This window comes from Gracilibacillus sp. D59 (genome assembly GCF_052246695.1).
GTDB lineage: Bacteria > Bacillota > Bacilli > Bacillales > Amphibacillaceae > Gracilibacillus.
Genome location: NZ_JBQQCK010000002.1, coordinates 560,228 through 576,614 on the forward strand (window position 1 = coordinate 560,228; position 16,387 = coordinate 576,614).

10 protein-coding genes and 1 pseudogene are annotated in these 16,387 nt (G+C 37.4%); 7 read left to right on the forward strand and 4 right to left on the reverse strand.

Going from position 1 to position 16,387, the window contains the following annotated elements; genetic code table 11:
- Positions 1–39 precede the first annotated feature (39 nt).
- A pseudogene (locus tag ACTWP4_RS05820) lies at positions 40–300 on the reverse strand (transposase); the annotation flags it as partial.
- Positions 301–709: 409 nt separating this feature from the next.
- Here ACTWP4_RS05820 and ACTWP4_RS05825 point away from each other — a divergent pair.
- The 5 genes from ACTWP4_RS05825 (at position 710) to ACTWP4_RS05845 (ending at position 7,432) form a co-directional block, all read left to right on the forward strand.
- On the forward strand, positions 710–1,993 hold the full coding sequence (locus ACTWP4_RS05825; protein WP_443127816.1) for a sugar ABC transporter substrate-binding protein: 1,284 nt from the start codon (positions 710–712) through the stop codon (positions 1,991–1,993).
- A 113-nt stretch (positions 1,994–2,106) separates the two neighbouring features.
- Entirely contained in the window at positions 2,107–3,429 is a 1,323-nt protein-coding gene (locus ACTWP4_RS05830; RefSeq protein ID WP_443127817.1) for an ABC transporter permease subunit, read from the forward strand.
- Positions 3,429–4,271, forward strand: coding sequence for a sugar ABC transporter permease (locus tag ACTWP4_RS05835; RefSeq protein ID WP_443127818.1), 843 nt, complete (start codon positions 3,429–3,431; stop codon positions 4,269–4,271). Before ACTWP4_RS05830 ends, ACTWP4_RS05835 begins: the two co-directional genes overlap by 1 nt.
- A gap of 25 nt (positions 4,272–4,296) precedes the next feature.
- Entirely contained in the window at positions 4,297–5,376 is a 1,080-nt protein-coding gene (locus ACTWP4_RS05840) for a glycoside hydrolase family 53 protein (protein ID WP_443127819.1), read from the forward strand.
- 4 nt (positions 5,377–5,380) lie between these two features.
- On the forward strand, positions 5,381–7,432 hold the full coding sequence (locus tag ACTWP4_RS05845) for a beta-galactosidase (protein ID WP_443127820.1): 2,052 nt from the start codon (positions 5,381–5,383) through the stop codon (positions 7,430–7,432).
- A 163-nt stretch (positions 7,433–7,595) separates the two neighbouring features.
- Here the strand turns inward: ACTWP4_RS05845 and ACTWP4_RS05850 are convergent, their stop codons facing one another.
- The 3 genes from ACTWP4_RS05850 to ACTWP4_RS05860 form a co-directional block, all read right to left on the reverse strand.
- Complete coding sequence (locus ACTWP4_RS05850; protein ID WP_443127821.1) at positions 7,596–9,728, reverse strand: glycosyl hydrolase 53 family protein; 2,133 nt, start codon at positions 9,726–9,728, stop codon at positions 7,596–7,598.
- Positions 9,729–10,502: 774 nt separating this feature from the next.
- Positions 10,503–11,354, reverse strand: coding sequence for an AraC family transcriptional regulator (locus ACTWP4_RS05855; protein WP_443127822.1), 852 nt, complete (start codon positions 11,352–11,354; stop codon positions 10,503–10,505).
- Between the two features lie 1,277 nt (positions 11,355–12,631).
- A complete protein-coding gene (locus ACTWP4_RS05860) occupies positions 12,632–14,119 on the reverse strand; it encodes a methyl-accepting chemotaxis protein (RefSeq protein WP_443127823.1) in 1,488 nt (495 codons plus the stop codon).
- Positions 14,120–14,340: 221 nt separating this feature from the next.
- Here ACTWP4_RS05860 and ACTWP4_RS05865 point away from each other — a divergent pair, with 221 nt between their 5' ends.
- Positions 14,341–15,114 (forward strand): IclR family transcriptional regulator, encoded by a 774-nt coding sequence (locus tag ACTWP4_RS05865; RefSeq protein ID WP_443127824.1) that lies wholly within the window; start codon positions 14,341–14,343, stop codon positions 15,112–15,114.
- Between the two features lie 113 nt (positions 15,115–15,227).
- Complete coding sequence (gene dgoD, locus ACTWP4_RS05870) at positions 15,228–16,376, forward strand: galactonate dehydratase (protein ID WP_443127825.1); 1,149 nt, start codon at positions 15,228–15,230, stop codon at positions 16,374–16,376.
- Positions 16,377–16,387 lie beyond the last annotated feature (11 nt).

Below are 16,387 nucleotides of genomic sequence, written 5' to 3' on the forward strand. Positions count from 1 at the left end.
ACCTGAATATGAGGATGTTGAATACGAATATACACATAAAGACAAATCATACATGGCACGCTCTACCAGGTCGGCATCCGATAAATCATAGATTTGTTTTAGTAACAGGTATTTACACATCCGCACAGGTGGCTCCGCATTTCTCCCATTATCTAAACAGTATTTGTCTTTTAATTCTTCTTCAACAAAGGTAAAATCCACTAACTCTTTTATTTGACGAAGAAAGTTATCTTTAGGAATCAACTTATCATAAAGCTCTTCGTGTGCACTTAATGGAAAAGAAGGTTGACGTTCTAATATACAAATTCACCGCTTTTATTTTTGATATTTTTATTATAAAACAAATACAAGCCTTGTGGTGTGTTCATTCAGATTTATCGGCACTTTTTCAGCAGCTTCGACAGCGAGAGCTGCAGATCCACTTTTTGAAGTGTCTTTCTTCACAAAGTTAGCTAAAGCCGAGCCCACGGAAAGCGTAGCAATCGGTCGGAGCGTCAGTTTCGCACATGGTAGATTTCAAAATTACAACCATGATAACAACCCGTGCAAATAATAGGTGAATAATCAACAGCTAACTTCTACTTTTTAAAACCAATGTTTCATTATTTGAAAGTAATCTAGAATAATTTGATATATAAATCCAAATGAAATCGCTTTATAATAAATCTTGTAAAGATAATTAAATTAATTTACTAAGGAGGTCATGAAGTTGTTTAAAAAGAAAACTTTATGGGGTTTATTATTGATGGTAGCATTTGTTCTATTACTTGCCGCATGTGCACCTGAGCGTGAAGGTGCTGAAGAAGCTACCGGTAATGATAAAGGAACAGAAAATACAGAAGGATCAGAAGAGGCAGAGAAGCCTGAAGAACTAGTTGTATGGATAAATGATGAAGATATAGCTGAAGATATTGCAGTACAAATGTTTGATAAATATACTGAAAAAACTGGTATTGAAATTAGCTATCAACGAGTAGCTCTACCAGATCAAGTAAAAGAATTGGCTTTAGCTGGACCGACAGGTGATGGACCGGATTTATTTTTCCAGCCTCAGGATAGTTTGGGGGATATCGTTGCACAAGGGTTAGCACTTCCAATTGACTACGCAGAAGAAGAAAAATCAGCATTTACGGACGTAGCAATGGATGCATTCACATATGAGGGTGACATTTATGGAGCTCCTGTAGCAATTGAGACTTACTTTACTTATTACAATAAAAGTTTAGTAGATACAGCGCCGGAAACAATTGACGATGTTCTTGCAATGTCAAAAGAATTAACAGATTCTAGTAAAGATCAGTACGGATTTTTAGTATCACCTGAATTTTATTACTTATATTCCTTTATGAATGCATATGGTGGTTATGTCTTTGGTGAAGAAAATGGTGTTTATGATCCAACTGATATCGGGTTGGATAATGAAGGTTCTATTGAAGGTTTAAAGAAATATAAAGAATTTATTGATGCAGGCGTACTTCCGAAAACATTAACAGTAGACGTACTTGATGGTCTATTTAAAGAAGGTAAGGTTGGAATGGTAGTTAGTGGACCATGGAATATGCCGATTTATAAAGAAGCACTTGGAGATGACTTAGCCACTACACCACTTCCAAAAATGAATGGAGAAATTGCACCTTCCTTTGTAGGTGTCAAATCTTGGTTGGTATCTTACTATAGTGAACACCCTACTTGGGCGAAGGATCTTGCTAAATTTATGACAAATGATGAAAATTCTCAGCTTTACTATGATGTAACAGGTGAGTTACCTCCTAGACCAGAAATTTTAGATGCTGTAAATGATCCGATTTATGCTGGTTATACGGAACAGGTGCCACATGGTACATTAATGCCAAATATTCCAGAAATGGCACCAGTATGGGATATGGATGTTGCAATAGAATTAATTAATAATGGATCAGAAGTCGAAGGAGCAGTAAAAGACACAGTGCAATCCATTAAAAATAAAATTGCGACAATGGGAACGTCTGAATAAAGCAGGTAGAGTGGAAAAAGAGATTTTCTTTTCCACTCTCCATTTTTATACTAACTTTACGATAAAATTACTTGATTAATAGTATGAGTGAAATGAAGAAAGAGGTGGAATAGATGGCCAAAAAAGAGGAATCAAGTTCAAGTGTGCATCTTCCAAAGAGTCAAAAAAAATTGAACCCGACAGTGGCAATGGTGCTGTCTATTATATTAGCAGGTTTAGGTCAAATTTATAACAAGCGCTATATGAAGGGAATTTCTTTTATCATATTGGAAATTGCCTTTATCATAGCGACTTTTGATTTCCTTTGGTTAGGTTTGTGGGGAATTATCACATTAGGTACAATTCCTGGTGTTGATCATTCCATTTATTTATTGGTATATGGAATTGTCGCACTACTTTTATTAACCCTTGTAATAACTTTTTATGTGTTTAATGTGATAGATGCAAGAAAACAGGCTATGCAAATTAATAATGGATGGACCCCGCCCAATTTTAAACAATCATTTAAAAATACTTATGACAAGGCATTTCCATACATTATGACATTGCCTGGGTTTATATTGTTAATCTTTACGGTTGTTTTTCCGTTGTTGTTTGCGATTGCCTTAGCCTTCACCAATTATGACTTATACAATTCACCACCCAAAAACTTAGTAGAGTGGATTGGCTTTCAGAACTTCAAGGATCTGGCAACAGTAGACATTTGGCAAAATACCTTTACGAGTGTGTTTTCTTGGACAATTATTTGGACGATAGTAGCAACGTCATTTCAGATTGTTGTCGGGTTGATTTTAGCCGTATTGGTAAATGATAAACGTGTCAAATTTAAAAAGACAATTCGTACGATCCTAATCCTGCCTTGGGCTGTGCCAGGATTTGTATCGATTTTAATCTTTGCAGCGATGTTTAATAATGAATTTGGAGCAATTAATAGAGATATTATTATTCCTCTATTTGGTGGAGAAGGTTTACCATGGTTAACAGATCCTTTCTATACCAAAGTAGTACTGATTTTAATTCAAACATGGCTCGGTTATCCATTCGTTTTTGCTTTGTTTTCAGGGGTTCTACAAAGTATTTCGTCTGAATGGTATGAAGCAGCAGAAGTTGATGGTGCCACTCGTTGGCAAAAATTTCGCAACATTACATTGCCACATGTGTTGTTTGCCACAGCACCATTATTAATCATTCAATATACAACAAATTTTAATAACTTTAATATTATATATCTATTTAATGAAGGTGGCCCGGCAGTACAAGGTCAAAATGCTGGTGGAACTGATATTTTAATTTCTTGGGTTTACAAGCTAACCTTTGAAACTAATGATTACAGCATGGCCGCTGCTATTTCGTTAATTATTGGTTTAATGGTTTCAATTTTTGCTATTTTTCAATTTAGACGTACTAGCTCATTTAAAGAGGAGGGTAATATATAATGAGTCCAAAATTGAAGTCAAATTTAGAATTGTTAGGAATTTATGGGATCTTTGCATTTATGGCCGTTATTATTATATATCCGATTATTTGGGCGTTTGGTATGTCATTAAACCCTGGTAATAGTTTGTATTCAGCAACAATTATCCCGGAGAATTGGTCGTTGGAACATTATAAATGGCTATTTACTGATCCGAAAAGTGATTATTTATTATGGTATAAAAATAGTATGATTGTGTCCGGTTGTGCTGCATTGTTTTCAGTTATTATGACCTCTTTTGTAGCCTACTCCTTTTCAAGGTATCAATTTGTTGGTCGAAAATCAGGCCTTTATACCTTCTTAATACTGCAAATGTTCCCAGTAATGATGGCGATGGTTGCATTATATATCTTTTTACATCTAATTGGTTTGTTAGACACTTTGACAGGATTGATTTTGATCTATGTTGGTGGGCAAATACCTTTTAACGCATGGTTGGTCAAAGGTTATTTGGATACGATACCAAGAGGACTAGATGAAGCAGCAAGAATAGATGGGGCAGGTCATTTTACGGTATTTATTAGAATTATTATGCCGTTAGCAAAGCCAATTTTAGCTGTAGTTGCATTATTTAATTTTATGACACCGTTATTTGATTTTATATTGCCTTCCATTATTTTGAGTAGTCCTGAAAATTATACGATCGCATTAGGGTTATTTAATTTTATCAATGATCAGTTCTCAAATAATTTCACACGGTTTGCAGCTGGTGCTATTTTAATAGCTATTCCAGTAGCGATTATATATTTGTTCTTACAACGATTCCTGATTTCGGGACTTACTGCCGGAGGTACAAAAGGATAAAATTTAATTTGGGGGTTTTAATTTTATGACACAGAAAGAATTTATTAAAGGTGTCGACTTGTCGTTTGTAGATGAAGTAGAAACAGAAGGCGGCCTGTACTTTGACAATGGTAAACCAGTTGATGTAATTGATTTGTTGCATCGATCAGGTGTCAATGCGGTGCGTCTACGACTTTGGCACACACCTACTGGGGGATATTGCGATATAGAAAGAACAATAAAAATGGCAAAAAGAATTAAACAGTATAATATGGATTTTTTACTAGACTTTCACTATTCCGATTATTGGGCGGATCCAGGGAAGCAATCAAAACCAGAAGCTTGGAAGTCTTTACGCTTTGATGAGCTTGTAGAGATAGTATATAGTTATACAAAGGAAGTAATAGAAACTTTTATGGAAGAAGATGCACTTCCAGATATGGTGCAGATAGGAAATGAAATTACCAATGGCATGCTTTGGGAAGAAGGAAAAATATATAAAGAAATAAATGGAGAAAAAACGGAGGATTGGGAAAGAATTACCCGACTGGTGCAAGCAGGTCTACGAGGTGTAATGGATGCAGATGAGGAAGGTCAAATGAAGACGATGATTCATATTGATCGAGGTGGGGATAATGAAGGTTCCCGTAAGTTTTATGATCAAATGGAAAAGTTTAAATTAGAGTATGATGTCATTGGTCTTTCCTATTATCCTTGGTGGCATGGACCATATCAAGATTTTGAAGCTAATCTAAAAGATATGGCGAATCGCTACCGAAAAGAAATTATCGTGGTAGAAGTTGCGTATCCCTGGACTGTGCCAGATGAAATTCCAGCAGTTGATGACGCTCCTGATTTTAGAGAGCATTTGGTACCAGGCTATCCGGCAACTACTGAAGGTCAAAAGGCATATTTAGAAAAGCTATGCAAAACAGTTAAAGAAACTCCACATAATTTAGGGAAAGGTATTTATTATTGGGAACCTTGTTGGATCCCTTCCAAGCAAGAATGGTCTGTAGGGCATGAAAATAACTGGTCCCATTTAACATTATTTGATTACAAAGGAAACAAATTAATAGGATTGGAAGCATTTCAAGAAAGTACTAACACAAAGGAAGATAGGTGATCTCATGAAATTCAAACCAGTAAGTGAAAAAATACCAAAAATGTTGCATGGGGCGGATTATAACCCAGAGCAGTGGGAGAAGTATCCGGAAGTTTTAGCAGAAGATATTCGTTTAATGAAGCTAGCTAATTGTAATGTCATGTCAGTGGGCATCTTTTCTTGGGCAAAGCTAGAGCCAGAGGAAGGAACATTTACGTTTGGATGGATGGATAAGTTGCTTGATACTTTTCATGAAAACGGAATTTATGCTTTTCTGGCAACACCAAGTGGCGCTAGACCGGCATGGATGTCTGAAAAATATCCGGAAGTATTACGAGTAGGAGCTAACCGTGTGCGTAATCTTCACGGGATGCGTCACAATCACTGTTTTACATCACCTGTATATCGTGAAAAAGTAGAGATTATGAATAGCAAATTAGCGGAACGATATGCCGACCATCCAGCAGTTATTGGCTGGCATGTATCCAACGAATATGGTGGTGAATGTCATTGTGATTACTGCCAAGATGCATTCCGTGAGTGGTTAAAGAAGAAATATCAAACATTAGATGCATTAAATGATGCATGGTGGACAACGTTCTGGAGTCATACGTATTCGAGTTGGTCTCAAGTGGAATCTCCTGCACCACACGGAGAAAAAATGGTTCATGGTCAAAACCTTGATTGGAAACGTTTTGTCACTGATCAAACATTAGACTTTTATCGCCATGAAGTGAAACCCTTAAAGGCAGTTAAACCTGAAATGCCGGCAACAGCAAACTTTATGGAAACATTTGAAGGATTAAATTATGCAAAATTTGCTGATGACATTGATGTGATCTCATGGGATTCTTATCCGACATGGCATGATCAGCAAGATGAGTCCTATCTTGCTGCTTACACCGCAATGAATCATGACTGGTTCCGTTCTTTAAAAGATGGCAAGCCATTTTTACTAATGGAAAGTACACCAAGTTTAACGAACTGGCAGCCGATTAGTAAGTTGAAAAAGCCGGGAATGCATGTATTATCATCTCTACAAGCGGTAGCACATGGCTCTGATTCTGTACAATATTTCCAATGGCGTAAAAGTCGTGGATCCAGTGAGAAATTTCACGGTGCTGTTGTCGACCATGCAGGGCATGAGCATACACGTGTCTTCCAAGAGGTCACAGAGCTTGGCGAAGGTTTAGCTAAATTAGACGAGGTAGTAGGCACAACGGTTGACGCAGAAGTGGCGATTATATTTGATACCGAAAATCGTTGGGCAGTAAAAGATTCCCAAGGTCCGCGTAATATCGGTGTTCATTATGAGCGTACAGTTACAGAGCACTACCAGGCATTTTGGGAGCAAGGTATTGCCGTTGATGTCATTGATTCTGAGAAAGATCTATCCAAATATAAATTAGTGGTTGCACCAATGCTTTATATGGTAAGATCTGGAGTTGGTGAAAATATTGAGAAGTTTGTTCAAAATGGGGGAACATTCGTCACGACGTACTGGTCAGGGATTGTTGATGACAATGACCTTTGTTTCCTTGGTGGTTTCCCGGGACCATTGCGTAAGACATTAGGTATCTGGTCAGAAGAAATCGATGGTCTCTATGATGGCGAAACAAATCGTGTAAAAGTAGTAGGCAATAACGAACTAGACCTGCGTGGTGAATTTGAAGCAAAAGAATTGTGTGATCTGATCCATTTAGAAGGTGCACAGGTTTTAGCACAATACGGCAGTGACTTTTATGCGGGTAGACCCGCGTTAACGGTTAATCAATATGGTGAGGGTAAAGCTTATTATATTGCTTCTAGAAATGATCAGGCATTCCATCAAGCCTTTTTTGAAAAGTTAGCAGATCAACTATCATTGAAACGAGCGACTGGTGGCTTACTACCAAAGGACGTCAGTGCTCAGGTCCGTACAGACGGCACAAATGAATTCTTGTTTTTAATGAACTTTTCAAATGAGACAAAAGACATTAACTTAAACGGTCAGACTTATCAAGATTTAATAACAGACAACGAAGTATCAGGTATCGTTTCGTTGCCAGGATTCGATGTTAAAGTGTTGAAAAAATAAACGTGATTAAAGGCATTCCTCTATTAGGAATGCCTTTTTTGAAAATGTGAGAAAGTATAAAATTTGGCTCTACCACAGTATTTGCTGTGGTATTGTTGTTTTATGGAGACCAACATACTACGCCAATAGTAGAGACGACTTTGATAACAAATATTACGTACTGTTATTTTAGGTTTTCTACCATCAACTCCGCATGTTCCGTAAGAATTACCTTTGCCTCATGAGAAATATTTCTTTCATTTGCCTTACGGTTTAGATGAGATAAATAGTTTTCTAAAAACTTACTAGCATCTTCCTTTGAGCCTTTTTCCAAGTGATGTGTCACTTGATTTAATGCATTTACTAATTGGGGTACTACTGGGCCAGTTAGGTCACCTGATTCCATCTTTTCTTCTGTTAGATGCTTTAATACATCCACCGTCATCACTACAGCTACATGTGCAGTAACATCACCGTGTTCTGTTGTACCTTGAACAGTGAATGATCCAAGAGTGGAATAATCTTCTTCTTCTATAACATCCCATGTCACTTCTGTACGCACGATTGTGTCATTTTCAATATCTAATACATCGATAGTGTCCGGCAATGCTGGTACCTCGTATAGTGGGGTTACGAGATATTCATTCGTTTTCGCTATAAAATCACTGAATGCTGCATGGAATACTCGTGTAGAATCATTTGCTTCGTACCACCCATCGCCTCTTGAAGTAAACATAGATTGCCAAATCGCTGGTTCCCATACTAATATAGTGGACGCGGCATTATTAATCGTATCATTGGCAGTCCGCATCACATCGATCATAAAGTCTGCTTGCCCTTGTATTGTGTTAGGATATCCAGAATCAGAAGGACCGCCAGAAGCTCTATGAGATGTTTCTGACACTGCTAATTCATACGCAGGAAACTCTGTTGCAAATGCATGTAAGTTATTACTTAAATCTTCCATCGTACCATGCCATTCAGGATAATAAGAAATGGACATGACATCAAAATTATTCTGATAATCATCCTTCAGTCTTGTCGTTAGCTGGCGCCAAAACTCCTGTGTTTTCGCTAATCGATTTCTATCAACGATTACATGGATTTTAGTTTTTGATTCAGGTGACGCATCTTGAGTAGCACGTAGGCCAGCATCCACGATTGCGGTAAATCGATCCCATGCTGCATCATAGGCAGCTTGTTCTTCTGGATCCTCTGATTCCCAATACTCCCATAACAGTTCCCCACCTGGTTGGGCAGTATAGGATGGATCTTCTCTTGCATACCTTGGTTCATTTCCTGTTGGAACCTTTTCCGCACCCCAAAGTGTTCCATTAATTATTTCATTTCCAATCTGGATATAATACGGAGTTACTCCTGCAGACACATGATCTGCTGTCACTTCATAGGTGAAATCATACACTGCTTCCACAAGCTCATCAAACGGCAAGTCCTTCCAGGCCTTTGGCTTTATCTGTTTTCCTGGGTCTGCCCAGCTGTCCGAATAGTGAAAGTCAAGTCCTACGTTCATACCAAGTTCATCTGCGTATAAAGACTTGTTTAGTGTATCCTCTGGGTTCATACTTCCGTCAACTTGTGTCACTGGTTCCCCTGTGTTTTCGGATCTTGGTTCATTCCAAACTCGGAATCTAGCAGATGTCATACCTGTTTCCTGCATTGTTCCGATCATGCGACCATCAGATGATGGTACATCTGTATTACTATCTGTAGTATACGTATTATTTAAAAAAGCTGTATCCCAAGATAAATCTGCTCCAACCGCAAGATTGTCCTTTAGTAGATAATTGTTGGCGCGAATCTCTGAAATCCCTGCAATGGCACCATCTGAAACGTTTAATAGTGTTACTTTCAAATACCTAACTTCTGGAGTATTCTGAATAAGAACATCTTCTCCTCCAGTTATTGGCTCTTCAGAATGATCGGAAAGTGTAAACCATTGCTCTCCATCACTAGATCCTTCAAGCGTATAGTTGTATTCGCCAGCTAGTGTTGGAAAAACAACCTCTACTTTTTTCATCCCAGGATAAGTTCCACCCAGGTCGATCTGTATCCAACTGTCTTCGGACACAGAGCCAGCATCCCAATAAGTAGCTTCCTCCTGATCAACAGCGAAACTAGCTTCTCCTGTTCCCGCTTCAGCAGATACCCAACTCTTCGTTGGTAAGTTTGTATACGCAGGTGAAATATCTGCATTTCCATAATAAGCAGCTGTTGGCATACTAAAAAAAATTGCCCCAACTAGCAATACTACCATGGAGAGTATCGTTGTCTTCTTTACAAACGAGTGTTTTTTCATAAAATGTTACCTCCTATTTTATCAAGGAATCAAACAAGCTATACTACAAGAATGAGAACATCTGCTATCCTATATGCATACCCTTTCATAAGAATTTGTTCTTACTACCTCCTTTCCGTTTTGGATATTCCCCTTTGTTTAAGGTATATTAAAGCTAGATTTCTTTACCTAGCAGTAATATCAATTATTTTTTTTGCTAGTTCTTCGTAGTAAAACAGTTAGTTATGAAAAAAGATGGTAGATGTAGTGTGGTTTTTTTGTGAGATAAGAAAATTTGCGCATTTGTCTAGCTCCGAGCACCTAGAAATTAGGTGTTTCCATGAATCATCCTACGATAAAGAAGGCTTGCCGACAGGTGAAAACAGAGGCTTAATCGCAGTTAGGCCCATGGGCGAAGGTCATCAACTGCTCGCTTTTCTCAGTGATTCCTTTATCTCAGTTGATTCTGAAGTCGCTACGTTACTAAAAGGGCGCTCTATGCTTTTCTTATGTTGTAGAGAAGAATGGTTAGATTTTAAAAAAGTATCTTAGATTTTAAGTACAAAACTTAGAAAGAAGTTGTTTTTAATCTATATTATTTTTTCATTATGGTGTACAACGATGTTCTACACAAAATATAAATATATGAAACTTACTTAAATACTCAATTGCTGTTGTACTAATGAACCTTTTGCAAAAATAACAAAAAGACCAACTTTCCATTCACAAAAGTTAGTCTTCTAATTGGTCGTACGGTCCACACATTTATTGTTTTATTCTTCAGTAAACTTCCACTTATTTCACGGTCATCTTGTTTTCTTTTCCGTACATATCTCTATATTTCTTAGGGGTGATACCTTCTCTCTTTTTAAAGGTTGAAATAAAGTAACTAAGATTATTAAACCCAACAAGGATAGCAATATTTTTTACTGGTACTTCAGGGTTTTGTAGCAATATTTCCTTTGCCTTTCTAATTCTCAATTGGATTAAAAATGTATAGGGACTTACATGAAACGTCTTTTGAAATAACTTGTTTAAATATTGGGAGCTTACACTTAATTTGCTTGCCATTTCATCTAAGGTAATATCCTCAGCATAATGAACTTCAAGCCACTCCACAATTTTCCGTACTTTATCATAAAGATAGGATAAGGATGGTTGGCTATTAATCTTTCCATACTTTTTCAATTTTAGTAAAAAGTTATACAGGTAGATTGATAAATCTATCTTTGAAAACTCTGAATCCAACTTCATTTTCTGTAGCATATCTTGCATCATTATTTCTACTTGTAAATCTCCTAATTCTGTATATATACTAGAATAATTCATATTTAAAGCGTCCAAAATAGATGCTGCCGATTTTCCTCCGAATGTAATATAAATTGTAGACCACTTTTTTCCTAATGAATAATACACGTGAGGTGTATATGGCTTTAATAATACTCCCTTGCCTTTAGATAAGATATATTCTTGACCTTGAAACGAAAATCGCCCATTGCCCTCAACTGTTTGCAGCCAATGATAGTATGGATACCCCTCAGGTCTATTAAAATCCTGTTCATATGGGTTATAGCCGAGACTCTCCACGAATAAAGGGAAAGATTCTTCCGTGGTTATGTACTCATATCTAACTTTTCTGTTATACATTTTCCACCAACTCTTTTAGTAAATTGAAAATTCTAACATTCATTCCATCCGTTTCTCTTCAAAAAATAAGGCACGGTTGTTAAAACAATATTGATCTTCTGTTAATATGATTAAAAATGAATCCGCTTACTTTTCAGTATATCACATAATCATCAGATTCTGTTTTTTTGAATTCTTCCGGATGATGGTTCTTCTATGTCACTTAAACATAACGTAAACTCTTGGTTGGAATTATCTCCAGTTTGTTACAACTTCTTTCATCATACCTTAAAAATAATACCCTACTTCATTCATATGTTTTAAAGGGGTAAGTAAGAGTGAGTGAATGCGAAAGCAGCTAACTACATCAACCAGGTAAAAGATTTACAACTTCAACGAACATTATACTTGATGTCAAGGGAAGTAAGACACGGCGGTTTCATGCGTTATATGATAAGAACTATCGTCTAGGTACCTTGTGGAAAGCGTGGCAACGAGTGAAAAGAAATAGAGGAAGTAGTGGAATGGACAAGTAAACCTTGGAAGGTATCAGTTATTATCGAGAGAAGCAATTTTTGAAGGCTATATACCGAAAGATGAAGAAAAAGAAACGACCGTTAGGCATCCCCACAGTGAAAAACAAGATCGCATAAATGGCAATGAAAATTGTGATCGAGCCCATATTTGAGGCAGATTTTTAAGACTGTTTGTTTTGGAAAAGGTGGTTAAACCGTTTCGGCTGGTATCTATTACAACACTTGAACATCTTTGGTAATAAAAATAAGAATAGACGGTATAACATTCATATATACAAGAAACAGCGAGAAAAGTTCATTACAAGCTTGTGAAATTATCTATATAACTCGTAAAGCCAAAGGGAGAAGAACGTCGGAGAGCCGTATGAGGGAAAACTTCACGTACGGTTTGATGAGGGGAAATAGGAGGAGGATCCTACCTTACAGTCTGGCCTAGCAAGGTGAAACCCCCTGAAACCCGAAGACAGAAAAATAGTATCTCATTTCTGTTTTCTACTCTACAAGAAAGTATAAAGCTTGCGTAGGTGCCTAGCTTCGAACGCTCCCAGAAACTAGGCGACTTCACGAATCGCCCTTGAGTGAAAGTCATCATCGCGTCACTTGCTCACCGTGATTCCTTTATCTCAGTTGATTCTGAAGTCGATATGCTTCTAAGCGGCACTCTACGCTTTTTTCTAATAGTAATGTCTACTCCTCATCATTAGCTGATTGTTAGAAAGCATATTTCTAATGGATTTCAAGATGGATTAGTTACTGCTTATTCTACTTGAAATTTTCATTTAATGTCGCTTCTAATTGCTTTAAATTTTCAAGGATATCGGTGTTACTAGTTAAACAATTATCTAAGGTTGCTGTCACTTCCTCTATGGATGCGTTGGATTGCTCGCTTACTGCAGCTAATTCACTAATAGAGTCACTAATTCCTTTGACAGAGTTGTTAATGTTCTCCATATATTGATTGTTATGAATGGATAATTGATTTAAATTGCTAATGGCTGAACTAATTTGAGAAAATGAGTGATTTGTTTCCTTAGTTTGCTCATAGCTTTCTGCCATCCGTTCAGAAACTTGCATCATTCGACTACGTGTTTGGTCCGATTGTTTCGTAAAAGTGTCCAATTGTTCAGAAATTTTCTCCGCTGATTCCGTAGTCATCTCAGCTAAATTACGGACTTCATTAGCTACAACTGCAAATCCTTTTCCATGTTCACCTGCGCGAGCCGCCTCAATACTAGCATTAAGGGAAAGCAGGTTAGTCTGATTGGCGATTTCTTTGATCGTATTACTAAATTGATTCGTTTCATTTAGATTATTGATTAACTGACTGATTTCCTGTGACATTGCATCAATTTCTTCTCTAAATTCACCGACCGTTTGTGTAAGAGAATTAATTTGTTGTTGACCGCTTTGGGATAGCTGCTTTGTATTAATCGATTCGTCCGTTAAGCTTGTTGTCGTCTCTGTCATTTCTTCCAACTGCTTTCTCATATTAACAATTAATTCATTAATATCCTGTGCTGACTCACTCTGGGTATTAGAGCCTGTTGAAATTTCTTGGAATGCTAATCCCATTTCCTGAAAGGCTATATTATTTTGGTCACTATTTTTAGTGATGAATTCAGTCTTCTCACTAATCGTGTTCATTAGCTTAAGCAATGAAGCCTTTTGTTCTTCTTGTTCAGCTAAAAGTTCCTCTGTTTTGACTCTTGATTCTTCTGTTTGTTTTTTCATGTAATCGGAAATTCGAAGGAAAAAGAAAACAATAATAGCTATCATCATATAAAAGCAAATATAAACGATTTCAGATTCGGGAGCTATAGTGATTAATTCTCTTTGAAACAATAATATATATAGGATTAATAATAGACTATACACAAGCGTGAATATGGATAGCTTATAGCTCATGTAAATTAAAGCTAGGATGATAATATATAACGCAGCAATAATGTTGGTAGCAGCTGGTTGTACTATAGTTCCAATTGCAGTTGCTAGTGCAGAACCTATCACAGCGAGGTATGGAATATGTACAATGAAAGCCTTTTTAAAATGAAGAACAAAGAATAGTCCCCACACTAGAGCCTGAACAGTAACGAAGATAATGGTACCAATGTTTTGATTAGCTGTTAATGCCAGGGAAGTTAATAATGTGGAAACAGTTAAAGCAATTAATACGGCAGCATTTCTTTTGACCATATCTCGTTCTGCAAGGGTTAATGTAGAATCGTATTCTTTACTTTTCTTAAAAAACATAAGATGTCAACTCCCTTTAATAGTTTATAAGTATCATGAATAGTAATATAATACTACAAAATTCGACGTAGGTATATAGGTATTTAGTTTCATAAAAAACAATAAGTTGTTACCGAACGAGTGTAACAATTGACGGAAATTAAAATAACCGCTAAACTATAATTGTTCCGCAATACAAAAAGTTATTCCGTATTGTGGAATAGAGGAAGGGGAGAGGTTTTATGGCTTCAGTACAGTCTGTAGAACGTACTTTTTCCATTTTAGAAATATTAGCCGAACATCCTAATGGACTGAGTATTACAGCATTGTCCAAGGAAATTAATTTGGCAAAAAGTACGACTCATCGACTTTTACGTACATTAACGGCTAGAGGCTATGTTCAGCAGGACAGTCAAAGTGGTTATTATCTTCTTGGAATCCAGTGTCTTGTATTAGCAAGTTCGCTATTAAATAACATGGATATTAGAACGATGGCAAAGGATGCGTTGCACACATTAGCGAAGCAGTCTGGGGAGGTAGTTCACTTATGTATTCATGACAAAAATGAAGTCGTTTACATCGATAAAGTCGAAAGTGACCAAACATTACGAATGTATTCGCAAATAGGAAGAAGAGCATTAATGCATTGCACCGGAGTAGGAAAAGCCTTACTCTCTGGCTTCACCGTAGATCAATTAGATAATTTGATTACAGAAAAAGGACTGCCTGAATTTACAGAAACCACGATCACAGATAAAGTCGAGCTAGAAAAGGAATTAATGAGAATCAAAGAAAGAGGATATGCCATTGATGAACAGGAGCATGAAACAGGGATTCGCTGTATCGCGGCCCCGATTTATGATCATGATGGAAATGTGATTGCTGCTATTAGTATTGCAGGACCTGCTGATCGAGTGACAATTGAAAGAGCTAAAGGTGATTTAGCACAAGCTATTTTAGATCAAAGTAAACATATATCTGCAAAATTAGGCTATCATGGTGTTAACCGTCTGTAAGACCTCAACTTCGAGTTTCAAGTAACACAAGGAAAGTTTAGGGGTAACAGACGCTAACACCCTGATCATAGTCTCGCTTTATATCAAAAAAAAATTGAAAGGTGTGTTGAAGGATGAAAGTAACCAATATCGAAACATTTGTTGTAGCGCCGAGATGGTGTTTTGTAAAAGTAGAGACGGATGAAGGTATTACAGGCTGGGGGGAACCTGTTGTAGAAGGGAAAGCCGCAACTGTTGAAGCAGCAGTTCATGAATTGGCTGACTTTTTAATCGGGAAGGACCCTCTGAAAATCGAAGACCATTGGAATGTGATGTATCGTGCCGGTTTTTATCGTGGGGGGCCGATCCTAATGAGTGCGATTGCCGGTCTTGATCAAGCGCTATGGGATATAAAAGGGAAGTACTTCGATACTCCTGTCTATCAATTATTAGGAGGGGCATGCCGCGACTCGATTCGGGTGTATTCCTGGATTGGCGGTGACCGACCGAGTGATGTAGGAGAAGCTGCTAAAAAAGTAGTGGAGGCAGGTTTTACTGCAGTGAAAATGAATGGAACAGAAGAACTGCAATATGTAGATAGCTACGAAAAAATTGATAACGTTGTCGAACGAATTGCATCTGTACGTGAGGCAGTTGGAGATTATATCGGAATAGGTATCGACTTTCATGGAAGGGTTCACAAACCAATGGCTAAAATACTGGCAAAAGAACTGGAACCATTCCGCCCGATGTTTATCGAAGAACCTGTTTTACCTGAGAACAATGAAGCATTAGCAGAAATAACGAAACATACAAGTATTCCGATTGCTACTGGAGAGCGTATGTATTCTCGTTGGGATTTCAAACCGTTATTCGAATCTGGCTATGCCGATATTATTCAACCGGACTTATCCCATGCAGGCGGGATTACTGAAGTGAAAAAGATTGCTTCAATGGCAGAAGCGTATGATGTCGCTGTTGCTCCACATTGTCCGTTAGGTCCGATTGCTTTAGCTGCTTGTTTACAAATGGATGCAACCGCTCATAACGCTTTTATTCAAGAGCAAAGCTTAGGGATTCACTATAATAAAGGGAATGACTTATTAGATTATATTACAGATAAATCGGTATTTGAATACAAGGATGGCCATGTCAAAATTCCTCAAGGAGCAGGTTTAGGTATTGAAATCAATGAAGAGAAAGTGAAAGAAATGGCAAAAGAAGGACACAGATGGAGAAATCCTGTATGGCGCCACAAGGATGGAACCGTTGCAGAATGGTAAGGAGGAATCTG